The sequence below is a fragment of the Microbacterium sp. GXF0217 genome (assembly GCF_054798195.1).
The window spans coordinates 240,969-257,445 of record NZ_JBSJZG010000005.1 but is presented as its reverse complement, the minus strand read 5'-3'; the positions used below and the strand labels follow the sequence as shown (position 1 = coordinate 257,445).

Below are 16,477 nucleotides of genomic sequence, written 5' to 3'. Positions count from 1 at the left end.
GGGCGTCAGGCGGATGTCGCGGCGCGGATCGCCGCGTCGACGTCCGCGAGGACGTGAGGGGGAGTGAATAGGAGGGCACCGCTGACCGTGCGCCCCCGCCCCCAGAGGGTGTCGCGGCGCACGGCCTCGGCGCGCTCCGGGTCGAAGGCCGCGACGGTGTCGATCAGCGCACGGTAAGCGCGCGGGTCGTCGATGACGTCCGCAAGCGCGGCCTCCAGTCCCGGGAGCGGGGCTGTCTCCGGCGTGGATGCCGCGGCGAACCGCCATTCGAACCGACCGGAGCCGATGATGAACTCGTCGCTCCCTGGCAGAGCGACAGCCGCCGTCGTATTGGCGGGCACGAGCGCCGACACGACGATCTCGGCGCCCTCCCGTCGCCACGCCACCGAGGCTTCGCCGTATGGCGTGACATGCCGCGCAGCTGCGTGATCGAGCGTCGAGAGCGGCTGCGGTGCGATCCGCAGGGCGCGGTATCCGGGCGCCGCCGGAGCGATGCCGGCGACGACGCGGTGCAGCCAGTCGGCCACGGCGCCGAGCGCGTAATGATTGAACGAGGTCATCTCGCCAGGGTTCACCGAGCCGTCGGGCAGCAGACTGTCCCACCGCTCCCACACGGTCGTCGCCCCCATGGTGACCGGATACAGCCAGGACGGGCACTCGGTCTGGGTGAGCAGACGTTCGGCTTCCGCGAAATGCCCGCCCACCGTGAGGGCGTCCGTGACGATCGGAGTCCCGACGAATCCGGTGCCGATGCGGTACCCGCCCTCCCGCACGAGGTCGGCGAGCCGGTCGGACAGCGCCTGGCGCAGGGCCGCGTCGGTGACGAGACCGAACTCGAGCGCCAGCGCGTACGCGGTGGGCGCGTCGCTCATCATGCGGCCGGACGGCGTCACATATTCCGAGACGAAGGCCGCACGGCTGCGTTCGGCGCGTGCACCGTACTCCGCGGCATCCGCGTCGTGTCCGAGCAGCGCTGCGGCATCGGCGACCTGCCGCAGCGAGCGCGCGAGGTACGCCGAGGCGACGATGTCGCCGTCGACCTTCGCCGCACCGGGCTTGTCCGGCGGGGCGGACGGGTCCAGCCAGTCGCCCAGCTGCATCTGCCCGGCCCAGAGGCCCGAGTCGCCGGCGACGGCGAGCACGGCATCCGCCCACGTGCGCATGCTCGGATACTGGTCGGCGAGCACGCCGAGGTCGCCGAATCGCTCGAACAGCACCGTCGGCACGACCGTCGCGGCATCGCCCCATGCGGCGGTCGGTCCGCCGCCGCCGAACGCGGGAAGCGCCGCCGGGATGACCAGCGGCACAGAGCCGTCGGAGCGCCGCTGCTCGTGGGCGAGGTCGCGCAGCCAGGAGGTCAGGAACCCGTCGCAGTCGTAGAGGAAGCTCGCGGTCGGAGTGAACACCTGGATGTCACCCGTCCAGCCGAGGCGTTCGTCGCGCTGCGGGCAGTCGGTCGGGATCGACAGGAAGTTGCCGCGCATGCCCCACACGACGTTCTCGTGCAGGCGGTCGATGAGCGGATCGGAGGACGCGAACGAACCGGTCCGCACCATGTCGGTGTGCAGCACAACCGCTTCGACATCCGCCGGGTCCACGTCGACGCCGGACAGCTCCGCATAGCGGAAGCCGTAGAACGAGAAGCGCGACTCGAGCACGTCGTCGGCGCCCGACAGGTCGAACGTCGCCGTGGCCGTCGCATTGCGCAGCGGACGGATGCTGAGTTCGCCGTTCTCCAGAACCTCGGCGTGCCGGGCGACCAGCCGGGCGTCCTCCTGCCCGCGCGTCCGGATCCGCAGACGCCCGACGAGGTTCTGACCGAAGTCGAGAATCCGTCCACCCGAGGGCGTCTCGATCACCGCCGCGACCGGGAGGCTCTCGATGCGACGCACCGGAGGTGCGATGCGCGCCTCCGGCACGGGGACGTTCTCGTAGCCCGGGAGCGCTGCGGCCCCGACCCGCGCTGGCGCCCAGACGGATGCCGTGCGTCGCAGGTCCTGGTGCTCGCCGGCGTAGATGCCGCTGTCGACGATCGGCCCGTCGCCGGCGGCCTCCCACCCTGTGCCTGTGGCGGCGACGGTCTCGCTCGCGCCGTCGGCGTAGGTCACCCGCAGTTGCGCCAGGAACGACGGCTGCGTGCCGTACAACCGGTTCGTGAAGGTGAAGAAGCCGTACTTCTCGGTGTACCAGGCGCCGGCGATCGTCGCCGACAACTCGTTCTCGCCGGTGCGCACGTGCGCCGTGACGTCGACGGTCTCGTGCACGAGCCGGTCGCGGTACGCGGTCCATCCGGGGGACAGCACGTCCTCGGATGCCGGGATGCTGTTGACCTCGGGTTCGGCGACGCCGAGCGCGGTCCAGAACAACAGTGCGCGGGTGACCGGCCGGTCGATATGGAACGCCGTGCGGACGACGGCCGGCTGCGCCTCACGGTCGGGGTCGGCCAGACCGATCGGCCGGGCGACCCACTCGTCCCTGGCGAGGAAGCCCGCCGCGATGCGCAGCGGTTCGCTCCACGCGGTGACGGCGCCCGAGAGCGCGCGTGCCCGCACGCGGACCTCTCGGGTCTCGCCGGGATCCAACGCTGCGAACGGCCATGCCACCAGGACGCTCTCACGACCGTCGAGGGTGACTTCTGTCGTGCCGTCGGCGAGATCGACGGCGGCCTGCTGCCAATCGGCGTCGGAGGCGACGGTCCAGCTTAGGCGCGGACGCGACGTCGCGACGAACGACGTGTCGTCGCGGAGCTCGGCGCGCAGCGTCGCGATGCGAGGGGCGGTGACCGCGGCATCCGTCATTCGTCGTCTCCCTCGGCGACCCAGCTTCGGACGGCGACGTCGCCGGAGCGAGCATAGACGCCGATGACCCTGCCGGTGAACGACTCGCACGTCTCGGAGGAGAGGAAGCGGCCGTCGACCTGCGCGAGATCGATGCGCTCGCCGTCGACCGTCGCGCCGAGGTGGAGCACGTCGCTCGTGCGCGGCAGGCCGCGATCGCCATCCGGGCGACGGGAATCGAGATGCAGGTCCAGCGTCGTGGATGTCAGAGGGGCGGTCCACTCCTGAACGAGGTCGCCGACCACGGCGCGGGCCATGAGCGCACCGTCTCCGGCCTCGATCTCGACGTGGAACCGCTCGTCGTAGCGCACGGCGAGACCACCGATCCCGGCACTGACGTCGATGCGGACGGTGGCGGCGTTCGTGAGGTGCTCCTGGCGACGGCCGACGAAGACCGGGCGCGGATCGTCCAGCGTACGGCCGTCGCCGTGCAGCACGAGGGCGCCGTCGCGCAGCTCCGCGAGCGAGCCCGGCAGGGCACGGACCGCGATCCATTCGTGATCGAGCTGGGGAGCGTCCGCGAACGAGATCTCTACTCTGGTGCCCGCGCGCGGGTTCAGCAGCACCGGGTCGATCGCCGGCCAGCCGTCCTCCTCCCAGCGCACCGGGGTCACGAACGTCTCGCGTCCCAGCGCCGAGAAAGCGCGCGTCATGCTGCGCGGGCGCACTCCGAGCAGTACGCACAGCCAGTCGCCGCCCGGGCCGACCACGAGGTCGCCGTGACCGGTGTTCTGCACCGGTCGGGTCGTCGATCGTGCGGACACGAGCGGATTCTGCGGTGCGGTCTCGAACGGCCCCTCCGGCGACGTTCCCCGTGCGATCGAGACGCCGTGACCGCGCTCGGTTCCTCCCTCGGCGATCATCAGGTACCAGCGGTCGTCGACCTCGTAGAGATGCGGGGCCTCGGGGAACTGCCCTCCGGTGCCTGACCACACGGACCGCGGCGCCTCCAGGGCGATGCGCCGGTCCAGGTCGACCTTCACCTGCTGGATACCGAGATGCTGACCGATGTCGTCGCCGCCGAGGATGAGCCCCGAGAACGTGACGTAGACGTTCCCGTCACGGTCCCAGGCGATGTCCGGATCGATGCCGTCGAGGGATGCCGATCCGTCCTGCTTCAGGATCACGTCGCCGTCGCTCCACGGGCCTGCGGCATCCGTCGCGGTGAAGTGCAGCATCCCTCGGCCCATCGCGTCCGTGATGACCAGGTGGAAGATGCCGTCCCGGTGCCGGAGCGTCGGCGCCCACGCTCCCCCCGCCGTCGCGACGTCCTCGACGGCGAGCTGTCCGGGGCGCACGGCGACGTGGCCGATGAGCTCCCACGTCTCGAAGTCACGGGACCGATGGATCGGGATGCCGGGCAGGTACTCGAAAGTCGATGTGGCGAGGAACCACTCGGGTCCGTCCGTGGTCTCCACCCGGACGACCGAGGGGTCGGGATGGAAGCCGTTGATCAGTGGATTGTACAGCGTGGTCATTCGCGCGGTCCTTGAGGTCGAGGGGTCAGGCGGAGAGGACGCGGCCGAGCTCGCGGGCGAGCGCGACCGCGCGGGGATCGGCGCCGCCCGGCCACGGGCCGCGGGCGATCGTCCAGGCGAAGGCCAGCCCGGAGTCCGGGTCGACGCACGCGAGAGCGCCCATCGCTCCGTCATGGCCGAACGAGCGCGGTCCGCCGAAGGCGAGCTGCTGAGAAGGTTTCTGGAAGACGATCGCGTGGGCGCGATCGTGCTGATGGAGCACCTCGTCGTAGCCGCGGATCTGCTGCTGCCCGATCTGCTCGACCGTGTCCGCGCTCAGGAACGACTGCTGTCCATCGACGCCGGTGACGGCGGCGGCGAGCAGGCGAGCGATCCCGCGCGCCGATCCGGTTCCCGAGCCGGCGGGATGGCCGAAGCTCCAGCTCGCCTCATCGTTCGCGAGATCGACGGCCGGTCCGGGGGTGGCGAAGACGACGGGGCCGAGCGCGGAGAAGGCGGGCGCGGTGACCTCCGAGACCGGGCGGATCATCGGCAGCACGTCGACGCGGCGGTCCCGGTGCTCGTCCGGGAGGCCGAGGTGGAAGTCGATCCCGTGCGGTGCCCGGATCTCCTGCTCGTAGTACTCGTGCAGGGTGCGTCCCGTGACGCGGAACACAAGCTCCGAGGCGAGGTTGCCGATCGTGATGGCGTGGTAGCCGAACGCGCTTCCCGGATGCCAGAAAGGACGGCTCGCGGCGAGGCGCTCCGCTGCGGCGTGATGATCGAGGAGCTCCGCCCAGGACAGCGCCGGCGTCGCCTGCGGCAGACCCGCCTGGTGGGAGAGCAACTGGCGCACCGTGACGCCGTGCTTGCCCGCCACGGCGAACTCCGGCCAGTAGTGCGCCACGCGCTCGTCCAGATCGATCTCGCCGCGCTCGAGGAGCAGGCCGATCGACAGGCCGATCGTGTTCTTCGTGACGGAGTACGGCACGATCATCGACTCCTCGCCGAGGTGGGGACCTCCCCAGGCGTCCAGCACCGGGAGGCCCTCGTGAAACGCCGCGACCTGGAACGACAGATCCGGGTCGGCCGCCAGATAGCCGTCGAGCGTGTCGACGATCTCGCCGAGCCGTGGGTCGGCGCGCCCCTGGAGAGGTCCGTCGGGAGTGCTGAGGCTCACGCGATGTCCCAGTCGACCGAGAGGGGCAGATCGGCGACCGACGGTCCGATCCGGAGCGTGTAGGTGCCCGGCTCCACGACCCAGTCGCTCGCCCAGTGGGCGAGACGGCGCGCGGGGACGGGTACGGTGGCGGTGACCGTCTCGCCCGGCTCGACGCGGACGACCGCGAACCCGACGAGCCAGCGCACCGGCCGATCGACGGAGGAGTCGCTGCGCTCGGCGTAGACCTGGACGACCTGCTTGCCGGCGCGCTCGCCGGAGTTCGTGAGCGCCACCTCAACCGCGTCCTCGTGGCGCCGTGCGGAACCCCACGACCATGACGTGTACCCGAGCCCGTGACCGAACGGGAATGCCGGCTCCGCGGCATCCTTCAACCAGGCGCGGTACCCGATGTGCAGGCCCTCCCCGTAGGTGAGTCGTCCGCCGGTGGGGGCGACCTCGGTCACCGGCACGTCCGCGAGCGCGGCCGGCCAGGTGGTGGGCAGGCGTCCGCCTGGTTCGGCGGCGCCGGTGAGTACGTCGGCGATCGCGTGGCCGAACTCCTGGCCGCCGAAGTAGCCCTGCACGATCGCGCCGACGCCACCCGCCCACGGCAGCACGACGGGCGACCCCGCGTTGACGACGACGACGGTCGGCGTGCCGGTGGCGGCGACGGCGCGCACGAGGTCGTCCTGATGACCGGGCAGATCCAGGTCGACGCGGTCGTACCCCTCCGATTCGACCTTCGAGTTCGTGCCGACGACGACGATGGCGACGTCGGCGGATGCCGCCGCTTCCACGGCCCGGGCGATGAGCAGGTCCGCATCCGTGCGCTCCGGGGCGATTCCGAGGGTGGCGCTGAAGGCGCCGCTCAGAGCACCGGTGCCGGTGCGCGTGAACTCCGCACGGAGCTCGATGGCACGCCCAGCGTCGACCTGGACGCCGACGGTGAGCGACGGCGGGTTCAGGAAGGCGGCACCGAGATCGGTGCCCTCGATCACGGGGGAGTCGTCGAGCACGAGCTCTCCGTCGACGAAGAGCCTGCCGGGGTTCGCTCCGGCGAATCCGAGCTGGATCTCGCCGGATTCGGTCGGGGTGTACCGCGTCGTGAGTACGATGGTGCGGCTCGCGGCGATCGGGGCATCGCCGCCGAACCAGACCAGGCCGGTCGCACGGCGATCCTCGGCGAACAGCTCCTGCCCGTCGGCGTCGAGGAACGTGACGCGCAGGCCGGGCTCGCCGGTTGCGGGGTTGGCGATGTGCGCGAGCGGGATCTCGGCGACGCCCTCCTGCACGACGGCGCCGAGCTCGTAGCGCACCTCCGTACGCGGCAGCGCCGCGCGGATCGCGTCGAGCGGGGACACGACGTTCTCGGGGATGACCGTGGCGGACCCGCCGCCCTGCGTGCGCGCATCGCGGGCGTTCTGCCCGATGACGGCGACCTGGCCGAGGGCCTGCGCGGCCAACGGAAGGATGCCGGTATTTTGCAGCAGGACGGAGCCCTCGATCGCGGCCTCCCGGGCGAACGCGGGGCCGTCGACGGCGGTCGGCGCGATCGCGGGTGACCCCTCCAGCGCGCCGACGCGCTCGGCGAGCAGCAGGATGCGCAGCACCTTGCGGTCGAGATCCGACTCCTGCACGCGGCCGTCGCGCACGGCGTCGACGAGATCCGCCCACGCCGGTGCCGGGCCGGGCATCGCGAGATCCTGGGCGGCGGGGACGGCATCCAGAGAGCGGACGGCGGTCCAATCGCTGATGACGACGCCGTCGAAGCACCACTCGCTGTTGAGCGGAGTCTCCAGGAGCGCATTCTCGGTCATGGTGACGCCGTCGACCGAGTTGTACGCGCTCATGATCGACCACGCGCCGGCTTCGACGGCGCGCTCGAACGGTGCGAGGTACAGCTCGCGCAACGCCCGATCGTCGACCTCGATGTCGACCGTGAACCGGTCGGTCTCCGAGTCGTTCGCGACGTAGTGCTTGGGGGTCGCGGCGACCCCGTTGTCCTGGAGGCCGCGGACGTACGCGCTCGCCAGTTCGGCGGTCAGCTCCGGGTCCTCGCTGAAGCACTCGAAGTGCCGACCGCCGAGCGGCGACCGGTGCAGGTTGATCGTCGGGCCGAGGACGACGTCTACGCCCTTGCGGCGCGCTTCGGATGCCGCGGCAGCCGCGAAGCGGTAGGCGAGGTCCGCATCCCAGGATGCGGCCAGCGCGGAACCGGAGGGGAGGTTGAGCGACGGGTCGCGCTCGTCCCACCGCGGACCGCGGACGCCGGCCGGCCCGTCGGAGAGCGTCATCGCCCGCAGGCCGATCTCGGGGATCGGCACCGTGGTCCAGAAGTCCGCGCCCTGCACGAGCGACGCCTTCTGCTCGAGGGTGAGGCGGTCGAGCAGCGGGACGAGATGCGTGGTCGTCTCGGGGTTCGCGGCGGTCATGCGGCTCCTTCGGTGCTGAGCTGCGCGTCGATGAGTGCGCGTCGTTCGACGCGTCGCTGCTGCTGCGCGTCGGGGTTCGGGACGGGGGCGGCCAGGAACAGCCGCTGGGTGTAGGGGTGCGACGGGTGAGCCGTGACCTGATCGCCGTCGCCCGTCTCGACCAGCTCGCCCCGGTACATCACCGCGACGCGGTGGCTGATGTGGCGGACGACGGCGAGGTCGTGCGAGATGAACAGATATGCGACCCCGGTGCGCTCCTGGATCTCGATGAACAGGTCGAGCACGCGCGCCTGTGTGGACAGGTCGAGAGCCGAGACCGGCTCGTCGCAGACGATGAGCTTGGGATCCAGCGCCAGCGCGCGGGCGATCGCCACGCGCTGGCGCTGCCCGCCCGAGAACTCACGGGGCAGCCGGCGGGCAGCATCCGCCGGCAGACCGACGCGGTCGAGCAGGTCCGAGACCCGCGCGTTCGCCTCCTTGGACGAGACGCCGCGGGCGGTGAGCGGCTCGGCGAGGATCTGCGCGATCGTCATCGAAGGGTTCAGCGACGAATAGGGGTCCTGGAAGACGACCTGGATCTCGCTGGACAGCGCCCGGCGCTCGCGGCGGTTCAGGTGCGCGATCTCCTGACCGTCGTAGCGGACCGAGCCGTCTGTGACCGGAGCGAGGCCCAGCACGGCACGGCCGAGCGTCGTCTTGCCGGACCCTGACTCTCCGACGAGCCCCATCGTCTCGCCGGCCCGGATGTCGAGCGAGACGCCCTTGAGCGCGTGGAACGGCTCGGCGCGGAAGCCCTTGCCCGGGTACGTGACGTGGAGGTTCTCGACCTCGAGGAGTGCGTTCACGACTGTGCTCCTTCTGCGGCGGTCTTGAGCGCGCCACGGGCCGGACCCTCGTCGAGGATCGCGTCCAGCAGCGACTGCGTGTAGGGGTGGGCGGGGGCGCCGAGGATCGTGCGGACGGGGCCCTGTTCGACGAACAGACCCTGCTGCATGACCGTGACGCGGTCGCACAGATCGGCGACGACGCCGAAGTTGTGCGTGACCAGCAGCATCGCCATCTGGCGTTCTCGCTGCAGATCGCGCAGCAGGTCCAGCACCTCGGCCTGCACCGTGACGTCCAGCGCGGTGGTCGGCTCGTCGGCGATGATCAGATCCGGGTCCGTCGAGACGGCGCCGGCGATCAGGACGCGCTGCGCCATGCCGCCGGAGACCTCGAACGGATACGCGTCGAACGTGCGCTTCGGATTCGGGATGCCGACGCGATCGAGCAGAGCCAGTGCCTTCTCGGTGGCGTCCTTCTTCGACATCCCCAGGTTCTTGCGCAGCGGCTCCACGAGCTGTGATCCGATCGTGAACGACGGGTCGAGGTTGCTCATCGGCTCCTGAGGGATGTAGCCGATGCGCCTGCCCCGGATGCCGGCGTACGCCTTCTCCGCGGCATCCGCCAGCTCTGTGCCCTCGAAATCGATCGATCCGGCCGTGACCCGACCACCGCGGGGCAGCAGGCCGAGCACGGCGAACGCGGTCTGGGTCTTGCCCGAACCGGACTCGCCGATCAGCCCGTGCACCTCGCCCTTGCGGATCTGCAGCGAGACGCCGTGCACCACCTCGATGTCCTCGCCCTCGATCTGCTCGTATGCCACGCGCAGGTCCGAGACCGTGAGGATCGGCGTCGCAGGCAGCGCGGCCGTGCGCGCATCGTCGGCGTGCGTGATCGTGTCCCCGATGACCGGGATCGCCGCCGAGTCCTCCAGCTCCTCGAGATCGCGTCCCGAGGTGCTGATCGACGTCGTGACGGCGACGATCGATCCGGTGGCCGTGGTCACGGCGCGGCGGCGTCGGCGGCGCACCACGGCGGTGCGCTCCAGCACGTCGCGCATGCCGTTGGCGAGCAGCGTCAGCGCGATCGAGGTGAGCGCGATCGCGAGCGAGGGCCAGAGCATCAGCAGCGGCTGCTTGTAGATGTTCGCGAAGCCGTCGTTGAGCATCCCGCCCCAGGTCGGCACGCTCATGTCGCCGAGCCCCAGGAACTCCAGACCGGACTGGATCGCCACGGCGATGCCGGCGACGATCGCGGACTGGATGATGATCGGAGCGCGGACGACCGACAGGATGTGACGGCCGATGATGCGCATGTCGGACAGGCCGGCCACCCTGGCCGCATCGACGTAGAGCTCGCCGCGCACGCCCGTGACGGCCGCGTACACCAGGCGGTAGTACGCGGGGGCGAGCAGGATGCCGAAGATGAACATCGCCAGCCACACGCTCGGGCCGAGCACGGCGCGTGCCGCGAGCAGCACGACCATGCCCGGCAGGGCCATCACCAACGACGTCACCCAGGACGCCACCGAGTCGAACCAGCCGCGGTAGTAGCCGGCGATCAGGCCGGAGACGACGCCGATGACCAGCGCGGTGACGACCGCGACGAGAGCCGCGGCGAGCGTGATCTGGGTCGCCACGAGCAGGCGGGACAGCACATCCCGTCCGGCGCTGTCAGCGCCGAGCGGGTGCTCGGCGCTCGGCGAGGCCAGCACGAGCTGCAGCGACGCGAGATTCGGGTCGAACGGGGCCAGCCACCGACCGACGACCGCGATGATCACGACGATCACGAGGAAGATCAGTGCGGACACGGCCACGGGGCGCCGGACGAGCCGGCGGAACAGTGAGGTCTTCACGGCCGGCGTCGGCACGGCCGTGGGCACTTCGATAGCGGTCATGAGAGTCGCACCTTCGGGTTGAGGGCTGCCTGGGCGAGGTCGATGACGAGGTTCACGATGATCACGATCACGGCGAACGCGATCACGACGCCCATGACGACGGGGATGTCGCCCTGGGTCGTGGCGGCGACGGTGAGCTGGCCCATGCCGGGGAGCGCGAAGACCTGCTCGACGATGACGGCGCCGCCGAGGAGCCCGATGAACTGCACGGCGAGAACGGCGAGGGCAGGGCCTCCGGCGTTTCGGAGGACGTGCTTGTACACGACGCTGCCGCTGGAGAGGCCGCGGGAGCGGAGCGTGCGCACGTAGTCGCGCGACATCGCATCGGTGACGGACCCGCGCACCTGCTGCGCGACCGCGGCGATGGCGCCGACCGAGAGTGCGATGATCGGCAGGGTCACCGAGGACATCCAGCCTGTGAAGGACGTCGTGATCGGAATGTACCCCGTGGCCTTGAACCAGCCGAGGTTGATCGCGAAGAACAGGACGAGATACAGCGCGATCAGGAACCCGGGGATCGCGAAGCCCAGGACCGAGACCAGCTGCACCAGGGCGTCGACCCAGCCGCCGCGACGGGCCGCGAGGACGCCGAGCACCACGGCGATGATGGCGGAGATGACCGTGGCGCCGATCACGAGCGACAGGCTGACGCTGAGCCGACCGGAGAGGCTGACCGAGACGAGCTGACCGTTGAACCACGAGCGACCGAGGTCGCCGGTGAGAGCGGAGGTGAGCCAGTCCCAGTACTGCACGATGAGCGGGCGGTCGAGACCCAGCTCGGCCGACTTCTGGGCGACCAGCTCCTCGGTCGCGTTCTGGCCGAGGATGCGTCGCGCGATGTTCGCGCTGTCGAGGAAGAGGAGCCCGAACGTCACGATGGATATGACGAAGAGCAGGGCGATGCCGGCGAGGACCCGCCGGATGATGAACATGAGCATGCTGCGCTCCTGTGTCGTGGAGGGAGTCTGGACCGGCCCGCCCGCGGACGCGGGCGGGCCGGAATTCGGTGCTACGGCTTCGGGACGAAGTCGTAGATCGCTGGGTACGCGTTGGTCGGGAGCATCTCGACCGTCGTGTTCGCGTCGGTTGCGAAGCTGCCCTGTACCCGGTAGAACGGAGCGAACCAGGCCTGTTCGACGAGGTACGCGTTCAGTTCCTTCGCCACCGAGGCCTGCGTCGCCTCGTCGCCGAACTGGATCTGCTGGATGTACTCGTCCACCTGCGGGTCGGAGTAGCCGAACGGGTTGAAGATCGCGGTCGGGGCGATCATGAACTGGATCAGCTGCCAGTCGGGGTTCTGTTCGAGCGCCATGAACGACGCGGGGTACTTCGGCGCGAGGAGGTCCGCGATGAAGTTGTTGCCGGGGTCGGTGTACGAGGCGGTGACGCCGATGTCGGCCAGCTGCTGCTCGATGAGCGTGTAGGTCGCAGCACCCAGCAGCGTGGAGCTCGGCATCTCGAGCGTGAACCCGTCCGCGTAGCCCGCCTCGGCGAGAAGCTCCTTCGCCTTCTCGGGGTCATAGGTGTAGTAGTCGTCCAGCGACTCGTCGTACGCCTCGGATCCCTCGGGGAACACCTGCGTAGTCACGGTGCCGTTGCCCAGCTGCAGCGCCTGCAGCAGACCCTCGCGATCGAAGGCGTAGTTCAGCGCCTGGCGCACCTTCACGTCGGCGAGCGCGGGGTTCATCGTGCCGGCTCGATCCAGCAGCAGCAGGCCCTGGAAGTCGAGCTCGTTCGCGTTGATCGTCCAGCCGGCGGCTTCGACTTCGGTGAGATTGTCGTTGCTCGCGAGCTTGACGCCGTTCGCCTCGCCGGCCTTGATCGCGTTGACGGATGCCGTGGCGTCCGCCAGGACGTTGATGACGAGGCCGTCGTAGTGCTGGACATCCGGGTTCCAGTAGTCGGGGTTCTTCGTGTACGTGTAACTGGTGCCGGTGACCGTCGCGGCGGTGTCGAGGACGTACGGTCCGGAGCCGATCGGGTTGGTGGCGAGGTCGTCGTTCGCCAGCGACTCGCCGCTCGCGACGAGCCCGGGGTCACGGGTGAGGTAGTTCAGGAACGCGGGGTCGGGTGCCGCGAGAGTGATCACCACCGTCGTGTCATCAGGAGCGGCCAGGTTCGAGACGCCGGCGAAGTAGTTGGCGTCGGGAGACGTGCCGTCCTTGAACCGCTGCAGGTTGTCGACGACGACCTGAGCGGTGAGCTCGGAGTCGTCCGTGAAGGTGACGTCGTCGCGCAGTGTCAGCGTGAGTTCGGTGCTGTCGTCGTTGTACGACCACTCGGTCGCGAGCCACGGTTCGATCGTTCCCTCGGGAGTGGCGAGCAGGAGGGTGTCGAACACGGCTTGGTAGAACGGTGCGCGGTTGCCCCACTCGGCCCCTGCGGGGTCGAACGTCGTGGGTGGCGTGATCGCGCCGAGGGTGAGAGTGCCTCCACCCTGTGCGCCGTCGCCGGTGTCCTCGGTCCCCGCGGCGCAGCCGGTGAGAGCGAGAGCCGCGATGGCGATGGTGGCTGCTGTGGCCTTCCAACGGAACATCCTTGGTCCCTTCGATGCGGTGATACCCCTGTGGATCACCTCTTGCGGAGTGAAGCTAGCAGGAAAAGCGAGCAGGCACTAGGTTTTTGAATCAAAAAGCTAGCGATTGCTCGGAATTCGTTATAGAACTGTCTCGAGGGGTCCGACTGCCCGGCGCCGACGAAGGTGAATCCGGCTGAGATACGGTGACAACGATGACGAACACCAGACCGACCACGACGCCCGCGCGGGGGCGCCGTGGCGAGTACGCCAAATCGCGGGAGAAGCGCGAGGCGATCCTCGATGCCGCGCTCGAGGTGTTCGCCGAGGCGGGCTACCGATCCGGGTCGTTGAGGGAGATCGCAGCGCGCGTCGGGATGAGCGAGGCCGGGGTGCTTCACCACTTCCGCAGCAAGGTCGCCCTGCTCGAGGCGGTCCTCGAGCACCGTGACGACAATTCGCGGCTGCTCGTCCCGATCGAATCGAACGACGGTGCGGCCGTGCTTCGCGGTCTCGTGGAACTCGCCGCCCATAACGCGTCCATCCCCGGTGTCGTCGAGCTGTACTGCACGCTCTCGGCCGAGGGCACCTCACCGGACCATCCGGCACATGGCTATTTCGTGCGCCGCTACGAATACACCCGGGGCAACATCGAACGGGCTTTCACGGCGCTCGAATCCGAGGGTCGTCTCCGTGCCGGCATGACGCCGCACCGCGGCGCTGTCACGATGATCGCGATGATGGACGGACTGCAGGTGCAGTGGCTGCTCGACCGCAGCGTGGTGGACATGGCCCAGGAACTGCGAGACCTGTTCTCCGTATTCGTCGACATCGACTGGGATGCGCCTGTGCCCCTCGCCTCGGAAGAGGAGGAGTCAGAATGATCCGCATCCCCTTCGTCGACGGCTGGACGGTCGGCCCCAAGCTGGGCGCCTTCGAATCGCGGGATGCGGCGACGGCCGCCGTCGCCGTGACCATTCCCCATGACGCGCTCCGGGACCTGCCGCGCTCCGCCGACAGTGTGCAGGGCGTGCACGCCGGCTACATCCCCGACGGCGTCTTCGAGTACCGCACGACGTTCGACGTCCCCGACGAGTGGCGCGACCGGACCGTCCGCATCGAGTTCGAGGGCGTCTACCGCGATGCGACCGTCTACATCAACGGCGACTTCGCCGCGCACGAGGCGAACGGCTACGCCGCCTTCGTCGTGGATGCCGATCCGTTCCTGAGGCACGGCGAGCCGAATACGATCGTCGTCGAGGCGCGCGTGCACCGGGACAGCCGCTGGTACACCGGCGGCGGCATCTACCGGCCCGTCCACCTCATCGTCGGCGATCCGGTGCACATCGCGCTCGACGGCACGAGGGCTGCGGCATCCGACATCGATGTGGAACGGGCGATCGTCGAGATCTCGACACGCGTCGAGAACGGCACCCGGCACACGGCGACCCGGCGCCTGAGCTGGACGGTCGTCGACGACGGCGACATCGAGGTCGCATCGGGCACCTCTCCGGTGACGATCCTGCCGGGCACGGATGCCGTGGGCCGCGTCCGCGTTCCGGTCAGCGCCCCTCGGCTGTGGAGCCCTGATGCCCCGCACCTGTACCGGGTGCGCACGATCCTCGCGACGCTCGACGGACATCCCGTCGATCAGGACGAGACGGTGCTCGGCATCCGCCGCATGCAGCTCGACACGGCGCACGGCCTGCGGATCAACGGCGAGACCGTCGATCTCCGCGGCGCCTGCATCCACCACGACAACGGTCCGCTCGGAGCGGTCTCGGTCGCAGCGGCGGAGGACCGTCGCGTGCGGATCCTCAAGGAAGCAGGGTTCAACGCGATCCGCAGCGCCCACAACCCCGCCAGTCGCGCGCTGCTCGAGGCGTGCGACCGGCACGGCATGCTCGTGATGGACGAGCTGACTGACGTGTGGACGAAGTCGAAGACCGCGTTCGACTCGTCGCTCGGGTTCGAAGAGCGCTGGCGGAGAGATGTCGCGGCTCTGGTGGCGAAGGACATCGGCCACCCCAGCGTCATCCTGTACTCGATCGGCAACGAGATCCTCGAGCTCGCTACGCCGCACGGGGCGACCTGGAGCAGGCGCCTCGCCGAGGAGTTCCGCCGGCTCGACCCGAGTCGTTTCGTGACCAACGGCATCAACGGGATCATCGCGAACCTCGAGCAGCTGCAGGCCGCGATGGCGTCGGCCGAGGCATCCGATGCGAATACCATGATGGCCGACATGGGAGAGCAGATGGCGCGCATGAACGCGTCAGCGCTCGTGACCGACTCGATCGAGGAATCCGCCGCCGTGCTCGATGTCGTCGGGTTCAACTATGCGGATTCACGCTACGAGCTGGATGCCGAGCTCTTCCCGAACCGGGTGATCGTCGGGTCCGAGACGTTCCCCGACCGGATCGCCTCGCTCTGGGAAGCCGTGACACGGCTCCCGCACGTGATCGGCGACTTCACGTGGACGGGCTGGGACTACATCGGCGAGGCGGGGATCGGTCGCGTCGACTACACCGACGTCGACGGGTACGAGCCGACCGGAACCGCAGGCCCCTACCCGTATCTGCTCGCCCAGTGCGGCGACATCGACATCACCGGGTACAGGCTGCCGGCATCGTACTACCGCGAGATCGCGTTCGGAATGCGCACCGAACCGGTGATCGCCGTGCATCGGCCGCAGCACCACGGGCGACCGACGACGAAGACGCCCTGGTCCTGGGACGACGTGGTCTCGAGTTGGAGCTGGAGCGTCCCGGCCGGATCACCCGTCTCTGTCGACGTCTACGCGGATGCCGACGAGGTCGAACTGCGCCGCAACGGCGTGCCGGTCGCGCGCATCCCGGTGGGGGCGCCGCGTCCTCTCATCGCGCGATTCGAGACGTCGTACGAACCGGGAGAACTGTCCGCGGTCGCGTATCGGTCGGGGGCCGAGATCGGCCGGTCGGCGCTCGTCACGGCCGGCTCCGCCGCGCTCGTCGCACGCGTGGAGGACGGCGGCGACGCCGAGCTCGCCTACATCGCGATCACTCTCGAGGATGCCGCTGGCACCGTCGTCGCCGACCAGGACGCACGCGTGACCGTGTCGGTCTCGGACGGTGAACTGGCGGGGATCGGATCCGGCCGCGCCCGCACCGAGGAGTCGTTCGCCGGTCCGTCGGCGACGACGTATGACGGGCGTCTGCTGGCGATCGTGCGTCGCGATCCGGATGCCGAGGTGCGCGTCACGGCGTCGGCTGAGAGTTTCGCGCCGGCGGAGGTCGTCCTCTCTGCTCGCCCGGTGTCCCTCGCTCGTTGAGCGAGGACGGCGCCGTTCCCCTCGTTCGTTGAGCGAGGAGGCGGGGCT

Annotated in this window: 10 protein-coding genes; 2 read left to right on the top strand and 8 right to left on the bottom strand. The window is 69.7% G+C overall.

The window, feature by feature from the left end:
- Positions 1–5: 5 nt before the first annotated feature.
- The 8 genes from ACWAT3_RS12640 to ACWAT3_RS12605 all read right to left on the bottom strand — a co-directional run bounded on the left by ACWAT3_RS12640 (position 6) and on the right by ACWAT3_RS12605 (position 13,143).
- A complete protein-coding gene (locus tag ACWAT3_RS12640; protein ID WP_460798914.1) occupies positions 6–2,798 on the bottom strand; it encodes an alpha-L-rhamnosidase in 2,793 nt (930 codons plus the stop codon).
- Positions 2,795–4,315, bottom strand: coding sequence for a glycoside hydrolase family 43 protein (locus ACWAT3_RS12635; protein WP_460798912.1), 1,521 nt, complete (start codon positions 4,313–4,315; stop codon positions 2,795–2,797). The genes ACWAT3_RS12640 and ACWAT3_RS12635 overlap by 4 nt, the downstream gene beginning before the upstream one ends.
- A gap of 25 nt (positions 4,316–4,340) precedes the next feature.
- A complete protein-coding gene (locus ACWAT3_RS12630) occupies positions 4,341–5,474 on the bottom strand; it encodes a serine hydrolase domain-containing protein (RefSeq protein ID WP_460798911.1) in 1,134 nt (377 codons plus the stop codon).
- The gene (locus ACWAT3_RS12625) at positions 5,471–7,888 is read right to left on the bottom strand and encodes a beta-glucosidase (RefSeq protein ID WP_460798909.1); all 2,418 of its coding nucleotides are present in this window, start codon (positions 7,886–7,888) and stop codon (positions 5,471–5,473) included. Before ACWAT3_RS12625 ends, ACWAT3_RS12630 begins: the two co-directional genes overlap by 4 nt.
- The gene (locus ACWAT3_RS12620) at positions 7,885–8,733 is read right to left on the bottom strand and encodes an ATP-binding cassette domain-containing protein (protein ID WP_406246903.1); all 849 of its coding nucleotides are present in this window, start codon (positions 8,731–8,733) and stop codon (positions 7,885–7,887) included. Before ACWAT3_RS12620 ends, ACWAT3_RS12625 begins: the two co-directional genes overlap by 4 nt.
- Positions 8,730–10,607, bottom strand: coding sequence for a dipeptide/oligopeptide/nickel ABC transporter permease/ATP-binding protein (locus ACWAT3_RS12615; RefSeq protein WP_460798908.1), 1,878 nt, complete (start codon positions 10,605–10,607; stop codon positions 8,730–8,732). Before ACWAT3_RS12615 ends, ACWAT3_RS12620 begins: the two co-directional genes overlap by 4 nt.
- Positions 10,604–11,545, bottom strand: a complete 942-nt coding sequence (locus tag ACWAT3_RS12610) for an ABC transporter permease (protein WP_460798906.1) — start codon at positions 11,543–11,545, stop codon at positions 10,604–10,606. Before ACWAT3_RS12610 ends, ACWAT3_RS12615 begins: the two co-directional genes overlap by 4 nt.
- Positions 11,546–11,616: 71 nt before the next feature.
- Positions 11,617–13,143, bottom strand: a complete 1,527-nt coding sequence (locus ACWAT3_RS12605; RefSeq protein ID WP_460798905.1) for an ABC transporter substrate-binding protein — start codon at positions 13,141–13,143, stop codon at positions 11,617–11,619.
- A gap of 194 nt (positions 13,144–13,337) precedes the next feature.
- On the opposite strand from ACWAT3_RS12605, the gene ACWAT3_RS12600 reads away from it, so the two are divergent.
- Together ACWAT3_RS12600 and ACWAT3_RS12595 are read left to right on the top strand one after the other, a co-directional pair.
- Positions 13,338–14,006, top strand: coding sequence for a TetR/AcrR family transcriptional regulator (locus ACWAT3_RS12600; RefSeq protein ID WP_460798903.1), 669 nt, complete (start codon positions 13,338–13,340; stop codon positions 14,004–14,006).
- Entirely contained in the window at positions 14,003–16,429 is a 2,427-nt protein-coding gene (locus ACWAT3_RS12595) for a glycoside hydrolase family 2 TIM barrel-domain containing protein (protein WP_460798902.1), read from the top strand. The genes ACWAT3_RS12600 and ACWAT3_RS12595 overlap by 4 nt, the downstream gene beginning before the upstream one ends.
- The last annotated feature ends 48 nt before the right edge of the window (positions 16,430–16,477 follow it).

Coding starts and splice junctions, on each gene's coding strand:
- ACWAT3_RS12640 (WP_460798914.1), bottom strand. CDS start 2,798: ATGACGGATGCCGCGGTCACCGCCCCTCGCATCGCGACGCTGCGCGCC.
- ACWAT3_RS12635 (WP_460798912.1), bottom strand. CDS start 4,315: ATGACCACGCTGTACAATCCACTGATCAACGGCTTCCATCCCGACCCC.
- ACWAT3_RS12625 (WP_460798909.1), bottom strand. CDS start 7,888: ATGACCGCCGCGAACCCCGAGACGACCACGCATCTCGTCCCGCTGCTC.
- ACWAT3_RS12615 (WP_460798908.1), bottom strand. CDS start 10,607: ATGACCGCTATCGAAGTGCCCACGGCCGTGCCGACGCCGGCCGTGAAG.
- ACWAT3_RS12610 (WP_460798906.1), bottom strand. CDS start 11,545: ATGCTCATGTTCATCATCCGGCGGGTCCTCGCCGGCATCGCCCTGCTC.
- ACWAT3_RS12605 (WP_460798905.1), bottom strand. CDS start 13,143: ATGTTCCGTTGGAAGGCCACAGCAGCCACCATCGCCATCGCGGCTCTC.
- ACWAT3_RS12600 (WP_460798903.1), top strand. CDS start 13,338: ATGACGAACACCAGACCGACCACGACGCCCGCGCGGGGGCGCCGTGGC.
- ACWAT3_RS12595 (WP_460798902.1), top strand. CDS start 14,003: ATGATCCGCATCCCCTTCGTCGACGGCTGGACGGTCGGCCCCAAGCTG.